Below are 12,397 nucleotides of genomic sequence, written 5' to 3' on the forward strand. Positions count from 1 at the left end.
GCGGCAAAGGCGGTTATTGCCATAAGGGCTTGACGCTGCGATGGCGACGTCGATGCTGCGGGGGCATAACGACGAGCGGTGAACCTGACGGACGCTGCAAATGGAGGGCGATAGGGTGGCTGCGGAGGCGCGCGGAGTTCAGTCGATAGAGGTCGGCGCGCGTATATTGGAGGCGATCGCGGCTGCCGGCGACCTGGTGATGCTGCGCGATATCGCGCTGGAAGCCGGGGTCGCGCCGGCCCAGGCGCATCCCTATCTCGTAAGTTATCGCCGCGCCAACCTCGTCGAACAGGACAGGCAGTCGGGCCGCTACCGCCTGGGTCCCTTCGCGCTCCAGCTCGGGTTGGCCCGGTTGCGCAGCTTCGATCCGCTCAAGGCGGCCGGGGACGCGGCGGCGCGGTTTGCGGCGGAAACGGCGATGTCGGTCGTCATCACCGTCTGGGGCGCCTATGGCCCTACCGTCGTGCAAGTCTATGAAGGATCGGATCAAGTCCACACGGCGCTTCGGCCCGGAACCGTCTTTTCCCTGACGGGATCGGCCACGGGCCGCATATTTTGCGCCAATTTGGGGGTCGAGATCATCATGGAGGCGATCAAGGCGCAGAAAGCCGACAAAATGCCCTCGCGCATCGTCGGCCCGGTTTCCGACTTCAGATCGATCAAGGCGGACCTGCCGCTTATTCGTGAAGCCGGCTATGCGACGACGACATCGAACCCCATTCCCGGTGTCAGCGCCATGAGCGCGCCGATATTCGAGACGGGCGGCGAACTGACGGGCGCCATCACGGTCATCGGGTCGGCCCTTTCCTTCGATATCGCCCCTTCCGCGGCACGCGTTCGCGACGTCATCGATCTGGCGCATGCCATTTCCGCGCGCGCCGGCTATCAGCGCCCGGCCGCTTCGGCATGACTGTTCCGTTGGACGCAGGGCAGGGACGATGAGCAAAAGCGCGGGACGGGGCATTCAGTCGATCGAGGTGGGGAACCGGTTGCTGGTGGCCCTGATGCGGTCGGGATCGCCGATGATGCTGCGGGATCTGGCGCAGGAGGCCGGGATCAGCGCGGCGCAGGCCCATGCCTATCTGGCGAGCTTTCGCCGGACCGAACTGGTCGAGCAGGAGCCGGCGAGCGGGCGCTATATCCTGGGGCCGGCGGTCAACCGGTTGGCCAGCGCGCGGATGGCGACGTTCGATCCGATGTCGAACATCAACGCCCGCGCGCCAGACTTCGCGCATTCGTTGGGCGTCATGCTCGCGCTGCTGGTGTGGGGACCGGTCGCGCCGACCGTCTATCGCGTTCACGACTCCAGCCAGTCCGTGAACAGCAACCTGCGGCCGGGCACGACCTTCAATCTTCTCAACTCCGCCGCCGGAAGAATATTCGGCGCATTCGACGCGTCGCCCGCCGTTGCGGAACGCCTGGCCCGCGAACTGGCCGGCGCGACCGCCAAGGGCGAGGAGGCGGCGTTCGATTCCGCGATCGCTGAGATCCGCAAGTCCGGCTATGCGATGATGATCGAAAGCCCGGTGCCGGGACTGGCCTCCATCGCCGCGCCGGTGCTCCGCGATGGCGACTGCATATTGGTCGCCATGATCATCGGCCCCAGAGCGGCTATGGAGGTTCAGGGAGCGGGCAGCCCCACCGAAGCCCTGCTGGACTTTACGCGCGGAGCCTAGTGTGGTGGAAGTTCGCCTGCCCTGTCGGATGAATGTGGCGAACTTCCGTCGAAACCCTGGTCGATGGCCGAAGCGACGGGGCCAACGAAGCACACCGATGTCCACAGGCTCGCAAAGATCAGGCGCTCTTTGCCGATGCGGTTGACCTCGTCGATGACGGCGGCGTCTTCCCATGTGTTCATCGACGTGCGGTCGAGCAGCGTCTGGCCGGGAAGGGCGTCGGTAATCTCGCTGAACATCGGGCCGGAAAAGCTGTCGACGGCGACGGTGGTCAGGATGGTGGAGACATTGAAGCCGGCGGCGGTATTGGCGACCAGCGCGGCGTTGTTGCGCAACAGCTCAGTGGACATGGACTTGGTGGCAAAGGCCATCTGCGACCGGAAGTCGATCATGATCAGCGTGTGATCATTGGCGGAAATCAGGGACTTGCCGGGGGTCGGGGTGGCGGTGATGGTCATGGGGTGTCTCCGTTCTGAAAAGCGGGACCGGGTGCCGCGATGCGCGGCAGGACTATGGGCCGCGCAAGATGCTCTGCAGCCGATGGGAGCGGTGGGGTTCGACGGGTCCCGCGCCGGTTACCCGCCATCACCGACGCGCGACCATTGTCTTCGCCGCCATCGCCCCCACCGCAGCCGTCATCGTCTGGCTCCGGTCAATGACTTCCGAGCCTGAACGGTCGATACAGCCTAGAAGCTGGTCGACGCACGAACCCCGAACTGACGCGGCATACCCCAGGTCGCTGGCGCGATGTCGCCGACATCCGTCTGCGAAACGAAATATTCCTGGTCGAACAGATTCTTGGCGAATGCTTCAATCCGCACGCCACCCGGCGTTTCCCAGCCGAGCCGCGCGCCGACGAGCGCATATCCATCCTGGATCGCATAGGGGTTATTATCGGGCCTGAAGAAGAATTTGGTTTGATAGATGATGTCGCCACCTAAAATCAGCGAGCCTCTGCCCTCGCCCAGGGATGGGTGCCAGCTAAATTGCCCGCTGACGCTGAACTTGGGGGTATTGGCCAGTCTGTTTCCGTCGATGGGCCGGCCCCCGATCAACAGGTTGGCCGGGGCGCTGAGCCTGTTGGAATTATAGGCGGCGCCGACCGAAGCGGTCAGGTCACGGCTCGGGCGCGCGGACAATTCGGCCTCTATCCCCTTGATCTTCGCATTGCCGATATTGAGATATGTCGCCACGACGCCCCCCGGACAACTCGCACAGGGCACGGTCGCCGAAGACTGGATATTCTTGTACTGACTGTAGAAGCCGCCAATATTGGCGACGAGCCGGCGATCGAACAGATTCGACTTTACCCCGAATTCATAGGTCTTGATCGTTTCGGAACCGACAGGTCCGACCGCGTTCTGGGTGGTGGCGAATGCGGTATTATAGCCGCCGGTCTTGAATCCGCTGGAAGCGGTCGAGTAGAGCATCACATCGGGCGTTACATGCCAGTCCGCGCCGAAGTGCCAGGTCACTTTCCGGGGGGCGATGCGGCCCGAATAGGTGAAGGTCGGCGTTCCCTCGCGCGTTCCGGGACGCGGCCCCCTGACGGCGGCATAGGCGCGCAACGTCTTTTCATCGCTCGTATATCGAAGCCCGCCGGTCAGATTGAGCGTGTCGGTCAGGGCATAGGTGGCCTGAGCGAAGGCGCCGAGGCTGGAAATCTTCTGGTCCGAATAGGAACCGAAATTCTGGCCGAGCTGGATCGCCGTAAAAAAACGGGTGTCCGTGTAGTAAATCCCGCCGGCAATCCATTGCAGCCGACCGACATCGCCGGACAATCTGAATTCCTGGCTGAACTGGCGATGGCGGATATAATAGTCGATCCAGATGTCGGCGACATAGGTCGGCGTAGACCCGGTATCCAGCGAATCCCGCTTGCGGCCGCCTTCGACGGCAGTGATCGACGTAAATTTCAGGTCGCCGATATCCGCATTCAATTTCAGGAAACCGCCGGCCGACGTCAGCGAGTATGGGATATCGCGCCGCGACGAAAAGGGGCGGCGGGGATCGGGATCGGGATCGCGAAACCCGACCGCGTTGGCGCACAGCGCCGCGCTTACCTGCGCGGGGGTACAAACCTGCGCGAGATTGGCGGGATTGCGCTTGCCATAGCCTGCCCGAGCATCCTCGCTGCCGGCGCTGTCGCCAAAATGGCCGCTCAGGGTCATCGAGATCGCGTCGGACAGGTCGGCATCCACCGTCGCCCTCACGGCGACGGCGTGGTCCACCTTCGCAAGCCGGGTGCCGAAACTCTGGCTGGTCTGCCAGCCATCGTTGCGGTTGAAGCGGCCGGCGATGCGCGCGCGTACCGAATCGCTGATCGGACCGGACAGCGCGCCTTCGAACACGACGTCGTTGAAGCTGGAATATTGCCCCAGCAACTGGCCCTGGAATTGCGCGGTAGGGCGCTTGGAAATGTAATGAACCAGGCCGCCGGTCGCATTGCGACCGTAAAGCGTGCCTTGCGGACCGCGCAATATTTCGATCCGTTCGACGTCGAACAATTGCTGGTTGGCCGAAAACGGATTGCCCAGATAGACGTCGTCCGCATAGATCGCGACCGAGCTTTCATTGGTATAGGTGAAATCCAGAATGGTGACGCCGCGGATATTGTAAACCGGCAATCCCGCATTTCCCGCGACACCCTGAAAGCGGACGCCGGGCGTCTGGGAAATGACGTCGCTGATGTTGCCTGCGCCCATTTCGCGCAGGCGGTCGCCCGAAAAGGCCGCGATCGAAACGGGCACATCCTGCAATTTCTGTTCGCGCCGCTGCGCGGTGACGATGATCTCGCTATCGCCAGCGTCGTCGGGGCCGACCTGCGCCGCCGGCATCGGATCGGCGACGGGCTGGGTATAATTTGCAGGCGCCAGCTTCGTCATTGACGCGGGCTTTGACGAAGGCGTCGGCTTGGCCACCACCAGAAATGATCCGCCGGGCGCCATCGTTGCCGCCAGGTCACTGCCGCGCAGCAACAGGCCCAAAGCCTCTTCCGTCTGATATGCGCCTCGCAAAGCCGGCGCGGTCCTGTCGCGCACGCTCTCGGGCCGGAACGCGATATTGACCCGCGCCTTGCTGCCGACCGCCCGAAGCGATCTGGCCAGGGTCTGGCTCGGAAGGTCGAACTGATATGATGTCTGCGCGATAGCGGGCGCACTCACGACCATCGCCGTCGCCAACGCCATGCTCGACGCACAGCATGCCCTGCTCGAAAGCCTCATCGACCTCTCCCCCTTTTTTTCGGTCCATTTGACGAACCGTTTGCTTCAGATGCTAGACGAACGGGTTCGCTGTTTCGGACAAAAAAAGATGCGCCGGGAAAATTATCCTGCTCGGCGCTCCGATGCCTTGTTGGCCACCGGCTGCCTCATTGGCGGGACGAGGCGGATTTCGCCGCCCTGTCGTTCGATCCTCAGCTGATGCAGCGTGGCCGCCGCGATCGCAAACTGTTCAAGTTCGTCGATACCGAAAATTCCGGAAATCCGCAGGTTCGCGACGGATGCATCCACGACGACGGACTTCGAACCGGCATAGCGGTTCATCTCGCGCGCCGCGTCCATCAGATTCGCATCCTCGAATATCACTTCTCCATTGCGCCACGCGGTAACGATGTCGATCGGCGGCCGGTCGATAACCAGGCCCGCCCGTTGCGTTATGCTGGCGCGCTCGCCTGGGCTGAGCACGGCCATGGCGACCTGCCGCATTCCTTGCGCCCGCGCTATTTCGACCCGCCCATGCGTCAGCGTGACGACGGTTGCCCGGGGCAAGCGCCGGACGACGAATGTCGTACCAAGCGCGCGCACCCGTTCATCGCCGCTCAAGACGGTGAAGGGACGACGCGGGTCCTTGCGCACGTCGAACATCGCTTCACCCCGGTCGAGCCGCAACCGGCGTTCGCGATTATTGTAAAACATGGTGATCTGGCTGTCGGAATTCAGGTCGACGCGCGACCCATCGGAAAGGACGATGGTTTCCTGCCGTCCCACGGTGGTCGCATATACCGTGGACTGCGGGGTCAGCCACGCATAGCCGATGCCGATCATGGCAAGGATGGCTGCGGCCAGGGCGATCAACGCGGCCGTGCGGCGATGGCGTGGCCGTTCGCTCGGCTCCGACGACGTCTCCAACAGGACGGCTCCAGGCAATATGTCCCAGATTTCGGTGGCGGCTTCGAACGCGTTGCGATGCGCCTCATCCTCGTCGAACCAGACTCTGAAAGCCTTTTTCGTCAGTTCAGGGGTCTGCTGACCCTGCAGGCGCGAAAGCCAGGCCGCGGCCTCGGCCCGGATCTGCTGCTCCGGGGTCGGGTGTGGCGTCACCATTCCTCCACCCACTTCATAAGGAAGAATGTGGCGCGGGCGATCTGCTTTTCGACGGCGGCGACCGACATGCCTTCGCGGAACGCGATGTCGGCCACGCTGGTCCCGTCCAGCCGCCGGGCGAGCAGGATGCGGCGGCTCGTCTCGCTCAATTCCTGCAGGCCTTGATTGACGCGTTGCAGACGAGCGCGCGCCCGGGCAATCTCGAAGGGATCAGGCTGCGCGTCGCCAAACTGCTCCAACCCCGAAGATGCGGTCGCAACCGGCGCCCTGGCCCTGCGTCGCGCATGGTCGATGGATATGTTGATGGCGGTTCGGACCAGAACGGCCTCCTGCGACCGAACATTCTGTACCTTTTCATATTCGCTCAACCGCACGAAAGCGTCATGGACGAGGTCTTCCCCCTCATCCACGGATACACCACGGCGGTGCAGCACTGCCGCGGCTTTTAACAGCATGTCTTTTACCTTGGCCATCCGCTCCGCTTTATATCTCTGACCCAAGACGAACGACAGGTCGATTCCGGACATTGGTGCGACGACTTGTCCCACCATGTCGCCGCCGGCCGCCCGCCAGGCGACTTCTGTATCCCGATCGCTGTCGCAGGGCTTGTCCTGGCCGGATCGGGCATAAGTATATGGGATATTTGGCAAATCATTTTCGCGCTTGATGACAGCCGTGTCCCTGCGCCATTGTCCCAACGGAGAGGCGCGCTGGTCCGATGCTCATGCCAAGCGGTCTCATAACAGGAATGAAGCCAGCGGCGCCGTCATGCGACTGAAAGCATAGTGCCGATCGCAGGGGAGGGCGCATGATGTCGAAAATGGACGACGCTTCATTACTGGTTCCGTCCCGATGGCGCGATTATATGGAGCAGCTCGCGCCGCTGGCAGAAAATATTGCCGCGCTTTCAAAACGTTCACATGATGAGCAATGGGCGGGAGAACTGCATCAGTTTCTCTATTCGCAGATATCGGTGGGATATCTGTTCATGACAAGCGATCCGCAATATCCCGAATTCATGCCCTATTATAATCATCTGTTTCGGCAGGGGTTTCCCAATCCGGACGATACGCTCAGCCAGGCTGTGATCGACGATCATGGGACCTATCAAATCTCTGGATTTCGCGGCGGCGCCCGGATCGTGTCGCTACAATTGGGCGGCGACGTCGGCTCGGTGGCGCGGATGCTCGACGATCCGAAATCGCCCGTAGGCCGTTCCAGGGGGGTGTTTGACCTGGATTCGGCAAGGCTGGCCGACGATGGCGCATTCGAAATCCTTCTCAGCCCGGAGCGACCGCCCGGCTATGAAGGGGACTGGTGGAAGCTGGAGCCGGAAACCACAGCGGTGATCATCCGCCAGCGCCACTATGACTGGATAAATGAAATCGACGGTCGATTTGCCATTCAGCGCCTCGACGTGCCGGCGGTCAAGCCCCGGTCGTCGCCCCAGGACATCGACAGGGCGCTGCGCGGAATTGCGCATTATATCGAAACATATGGAAAGGTGACGTTCGAGGGCGCGTCGACCCGTCACTTGCGGGCGGGGCCTTCCAACGTCTTCACCTGCAAGGACTATTCGGATTTTGGCGGGCTGGCGAACCAGGCCTTTGTCGAAGGGATGTTCGCGCTGGCCGACGATGAAGCGCTGATCATCGAATCGGCCGTGCCCGACAGGTGCGGCTATTGGGGATTCCATCTGACGGACGATTTCTGGCAGTCGATCGACTGGGTGAATCGGCAGTCGAGCCTGAACGGTCACACCGCCCGCATCGACGGCGACGGAAAGCTTCGGATCGTGGTTTCGGCGCGGGATCCGGGCGTGCCGAACTGGCTTGATACGGCGGGCCGCCAAGCCGGTTTCGTCTATGGGCGGTGGACCGACGCGTCCGAATATCCCACGCCCCATGTTGTCAAGGTCGGGATCGACGATGTGCCGGGGCATCTTCCGCCGGATACGCCGGTCGTCACGGCGCGGGAGCGGGAAGCGGTCATCCGCGCCCGGCGCAGGGCCGTTCAGATGCGGCATCGCTGGTAGCCGATCATGCCGAACCGCCGCTGGGTGCGCCGCGTCGCGACATCCCGCCTGACAATATCATTTGGATGGAGAACAGAATGACCGTGTTTGCCGTGGACGACCTTCTTTCGACGGCAAAGGATCGGACCGGTCTGTCCGATTTCGGCCCCGGTGACTTCATGGAGGGCCTTCATGTCCTGGTGAACGGCATCAACAAGTCGGGGCTCATACGCCAGGACCGCCAGGACGCGCTGCGTGAGCGCTTCCTCAACATTCTGGTCAATCGCCTATGGTTCGCCAAGGACCTGGCCCATCATCCCGAAATTGAGGATGAAGAGATCCGCTCTCCCGTCATCATCGCGTCCTTGCCCCGCACCGGCAGCACCAAATTGCAGCGCTTCCTTGGCGCTTCCGACGATTTTCAGGTCCTGCGCCTGTGGAGCGTGTCGAGATTTGCGCGCATACCCGGCATGGCCGACGGCGGTAGGGCGGAACGTATCCGCCAGACCTATGACTATGAAAAATGGATGTACAGCGTGTCGCCCGATATTGCCAAATGGCACCCGATGCACGCCGAAGAGCCTGAAGAAGACTGTTTTCTTATGGAAGCCGCCTTTCGCGACGTGCTGAATGCCGGGGTAACCGGCGCCGCGGATTTCATGGAATGGCTCGATCGTGCCGACCGACAGCCCGCATTCGACTATTTCATCAAGGCGATCAAATATTTGCAATGGCAGTTCCCGTCGGACAGGCACAAGCCCTGGCTGTTCAAGAACCCGTTTCATCTGGGGGCGGAAGCGCGGATTACCGGCTTGTATGACAAGCCAAGGTTCATCATCACCCACCGCGACCCGGTCAAATGCATGCCATCGGTCACGCACACGATGATGGCGGTGCGGAAAATGTATTCGCATGTCGACACGAGCCAGAACGTCGCTTCGGAAATGCTCGACGCCTGTTCAAGGCAAGTCGCCGACCATATGGCGTGGCGTGACAGCAATCCCGACGTGCCGATCCTCGATTTGAGCTTTCGTGAAGTCACCCAGGGCGGTGCGGCGGTCACCCGGAAGATATATGATTTTCTGGAAATGGACCTGTCCCAAGCATCGCAGGCGAATATTCAGGCATGGGAGGCCCGCAATCCGAGAGACAAGCACGGCAGGACGTCCTATTCCACGCAAGAGATCGGCATGAGCGATGCCGACATTCGTTCAGCCTTTGCGGCTTATACCGAACGGTTTTCCGCCTATATGGCGTGATCGCGCACGCGGTGGGACGGGCCTTGCTGAACTGGAGCAGAGATGATGCTGGAATTTTGGCTGCGTTATGATTTTAGGAGTCCGCCGTTCGGGCGTAGCTCCGCCGAACTGGCGCGCGCGGCCATCGAACAGGTCGAATGGGCGGACAAGCGCGGTTTCCACAGGGTCGAACTGACCGAACATCATGGCACGCCGGACAATGTCAATCCATCGCCGCTCATCATGGCCGCGGCCATGGCAAGCCGCACGTCGAACGTCCGGTTCCAGCCATCGGCCGTCATCCTGCCCCTGCACGACCCCGTTCGGATCGCGGAAGACTGCATCATGGTCGACATTATCAGCAACGGCCGGCTGGATGTGACGCTGGGGCTTGGCTACATGCCGGCAGAGTTCGAGATGTTCGGCATATCCTTGAAAGATCGCGCCCGCATCATGGACAGCAAGCTCGACGCGCTCGGGCGCGCGCTGAGGGGCGAAAGCTTCGAATATGAGGGGCGCAAGATCCGCGTTACGCCACGCCCGGTACAGGATGGCGGTCCCACGCTCTTTATCGGCGGCGGCGTTCTGGCTGCCGCGCACCGTGCCGCCAAATTCGGCGGCGGCTATTATCCCATGACCTATCGCGACGACTATGTGGCGGAATATCGCCATGCCTGCGCCGAACTCGGCAAGGCACCTGGCCGGGTGATGAACGGCAACGGCATCACCGTCATCCATATCGCGCAAGACCCTGAACAAGCCTGGGCGAAGCTTGCGCCCTATGCGCTGTATGAAACCAATTCCTACGCGACCAACGCGGCGAGTGCCGGGCAAATCCTGCATCAACAACAAGCCGACTCGACAGAGGCGCTTCGCGCATCTGGAAACTATCTCGTCCTCACGCCCGATGAAGGCCTGGCCTATTGCCGGGAGCAACGCGACCTAGGGCGCCACATCGTCATCAATCCGCTGATCTGCGGCATCGACCCTGAATTTTCATGGGAAAGCCTTGAATTGATCGCAAGCAGGATCATCCCCCAGCTTGAGGCAGATGAGAGCGGTCGCGACGGGCAGATCGCGGGGTCGTAAAAATCGAGACCGCGACGGGGCCGTGTCGCGCGGATGTCCAAACGGGTTGTGCGGCGCGATCGCTTCAGGGAGCATGACGTCAGCGCGGACCAGGGCGCAGTGATGACGCTCTAAGCGGTCATATGCAGTTGCGCCAGGCTGGCGGCCAGATCGCTCTGCTTGAACGGCTTGGTCAGCCGCGGCAGGTCCGGCGAAATGCCTTCGCCCTCGGCATAGCCCGACACCAGCAGGACCCGCAGATAAGGTTTCCGCGCGCGCAACTGCATCGCCAGCGCGGTCCCGGTGATCCCCGGCATCATATGGTCGGTGACGAGAAGGTCGATATCGTCGGATCGGTCGAGCAGGCGCAGCGCTTCCTCCGCCGAATGCGCTTCCACCACGGTATAGCCAAGTTCGGTCAGCATGTGCGCGGTGGCGGCCCGAACCAGATTTTCGTCATCGACCACCATGGCGACACCCCGGCCGGGCGAGCTTCCGTTCGTTGCCGGGGCTATCAGCAAGGGTTCGGGCCGGTCATCGGTCACCGGCAGCCACAGGTCGACGCAGGTGCCCTGGCCAAGCGCGCTGTCGATCGACAGCCCGCCGCCCAACTGCGCGGCCAGGCCATGGACCATCGACAGGCCCAGGCCGGTGCCTCGCCCCACTCCCTTGGTCGTGAAGAAAGGCTCGATCGCCTTGGTGATCGTTTCCTCGTTCATGCCCGTTCCGGTGTCGGCCACGCTGATCCTGACATAGGAACCTGGCTTCAATCCGGCCGCGTTGCCATCGGCCATGCTATTTTGCGTCGCGCGGATCGTCAGCGTCCCGCCGTCGGGCATAGCGTCGCGCGCGTTCACCGCCAGATTGAGCAGCGCCATCTCGATCTGGTTGGCGTCGGCCTTGGCCGGCACCAGTTCGTCGTCGACTTCGATGACCACCCTGATCCGGGGACCGCAGGTGCTGCCGATCAGGTCGGTCATGCCGTGGACCAGCCTGCCGATGTCGATCGCGGTGGCCTGCAACGGCTGGCGGCGAGCGAAAGCCAGCAGCCGCTGCACCAGCGTCCGCGCCCGGTCGGCAGATTGCATCGCGCCTTCGATCAGCTTGCGTTCGCGCTCCGTGCCCGCGCCGCGTCGATGCAGCAGGTCCAAACTCCCCACGATCGGCGTGAGCAGATTGTTGAAATCATGAGCGACGCCGCCGGTCAATTGCCCCATCGATTCGAGCTTTTGCGACTGGCGAAGCGCTTCCTGCGTCACCTCCAGCGCGCGCGTGCGCTCGGCGACCCGGTCTTCCAGCGTCTCGTTGAGCCGCAGCAGTCGCTCCTCGCTGTCGCGCAACGCCTGCTCCATGCGCCGGCGCCCGGAAATATCGCTGAACAGGACAGCGACCCGCCCCAATTCCGGGGCGCCCACCCGGAAAGCGTAAACCTCATACCAGATATTGCCCAGCGCCTGGGCATGTTGCTCGAACCGCCGGCGCTCGCCGGTCCGTGCGACTTCGCCATAGATGTCGAACCAGTGCCGCTCATGATCGGGAGCCAAGGACCGCATCGACCTGCCGACCACATCGTGCAATCCTGTCTGCCGTTCGAACGCGGGATTGGCTTCCACGAATATGTAGTCGACCGGCTTCCCATGGCCGTCGAACACCATGTCGATGATACAGAAGCCCGCATCTATCGAATCGAACAGCGACCGGTATTTTTTCGCGCCATTATGCAATTGCTCCAGTCGCGCGCGCGCGTCATATTGCCGCCGCCGGCCGCGCAACGCCGACTGCGCCAGGCTGACGAGCGTGGTCGGGTGAAAGGGGCGCTCCAGAAAGGTGACATTGCCCAAAATGTCGAGCAACCGCTTGGCGGTCGGGTTGCGCTCGATGCCGCCGCCTCTTTGCGTGAGCAATATGAACGGGAAATCCGACCATTCCGGCTGGCCTTGCAACCATTGGGCGAGCGGGTTGAGATTGGCGCCGCGCAATCCTTCCTCGGTCAGCAGGGCAAAGCCCGCGCCCTTTTCCAGCGCGTGAACGGTTTCGCCCAGCGACGTGCAGATCATCGTCAGCAGGCCCGCATCG

The 12,397-nt window shown here is 62.3% G+C and carries 9 protein-coding genes and 1 pseudogene; 5 read left to right on the forward strand and 5 right to left on the reverse strand.

Going from position 1 to position 12,397, the window contains the following annotated elements:
- Positions 1–100 precede the first annotated feature (100 nt).
- Both WG908_RS12605 and WG908_RS12610 read left to right on the forward strand, forming a co-directional pair.
- Positions 101–910, forward strand: a complete 810-nt coding sequence (locus tag WG908_RS12605) for an IclR family transcriptional regulator (RefSeq protein ID WP_340186947.1) — start codon at positions 101–103, stop codon at positions 908–910.
- Positions 911–938: 28 nt separating this feature from the next.
- The gene (locus tag WG908_RS12610; protein WP_340186948.1) at positions 939–1,676 is read left to right on the forward strand and encodes an IclR family transcriptional regulator; all 738 of its coding nucleotides are present in this window, start codon (positions 939–941) and stop codon (positions 1,674–1,676) included.
- A 47-nt stretch (positions 1,677–1,723) separates the two neighbouring features.
- Here WG908_RS12610 and WG908_RS12615 read toward each other — a convergent pair.
- The 4 genes and pseudogenes from WG908_RS12615 to WG908_RS12630 all read right to left on the reverse strand — a co-directional run.
- Positions 1,724–2,134, reverse strand: a pseudogene (locus WG908_RS12615) (isochorismatase family protein); the annotation flags it as partial.
- A 228-nt stretch (positions 2,135–2,362) separates the two neighbouring features.
- Positions 2,363–4,840 (reverse strand): TonB-dependent receptor, encoded by a 2,478-nt coding sequence (locus WG908_RS12620; protein WP_340186949.1) that lies wholly within the window; start codon positions 4,838–4,840, stop codon positions 2,363–2,365.
- A gap of 162 nt (positions 4,841–5,002) precedes the next feature.
- Complete coding sequence (locus WG908_RS12625) at positions 5,003–6,001, reverse strand: FecR family protein (RefSeq protein ID WP_340186950.1); 999 nt, start codon at positions 5,999–6,001, stop codon at positions 5,003–5,005.
- Positions 5,995–6,474 (reverse strand): RNA polymerase sigma factor, encoded by a 480-nt coding sequence (locus WG908_RS12630; RefSeq protein ID WP_340186951.1) that lies wholly within the window; start codon positions 6,472–6,474, stop codon positions 5,995–5,997. Before WG908_RS12630 ends, WG908_RS12625 begins: the two co-directional genes overlap by 7 nt.
- Before the next feature lie 335 nt (positions 6,475–6,809).
- Between WG908_RS12630 and WG908_RS12635 the strand changes: the two genes are divergently transcribed.
- From WG908_RS12635 to WG908_RS12645, 3 genes are all read left to right on the forward strand, one after another.
- Entirely contained in the window at positions 6,810–8,036 is a 1,227-nt protein-coding gene (locus WG908_RS12635) for a DUF1214 domain-containing protein (protein WP_340186952.1), read from the forward strand.
- 77 nt (positions 8,037–8,113) lie between these two features.
- A complete protein-coding gene (locus WG908_RS12640) occupies positions 8,114–9,274 on the forward strand; it encodes a sulfotransferase family protein (protein WP_340186953.1) in 1,161 nt (386 codons plus the stop codon).
- Between the two features lie 42 nt (positions 9,275–9,316).
- Positions 9,317–10,342: an LLM class flavin-dependent oxidoreductase gene (locus tag WG908_RS12645; protein ID WP_340186954.1), complete on the forward strand. Its 1,026-nt coding sequence runs from the start codon at positions 9,317–9,319 to the stop codon at positions 10,340–10,342.
- A 110-nt stretch (positions 10,343–10,452) separates the two neighbouring features.
- On the opposite strand, the gene WG908_RS12650 is transcribed toward WG908_RS12645, so the two are convergent.
- Positions 10,453–12,378, reverse strand: a complete 1,926-nt coding sequence (locus WG908_RS12650) for a hybrid sensor histidine kinase/response regulator (RefSeq protein WP_445326722.1) — start codon at positions 12,376–12,378, stop codon at positions 10,453–10,455.
- Positions 12,379–12,397 lie beyond the last annotated feature (19 nt).

The organism is Sphingobium anseongense (genome assembly GCF_037725245.1).
Lineage (GTDB): Bacteria > Pseudomonadota > Alphaproteobacteria > Sphingomonadales > Sphingomonadaceae > Sphingobium.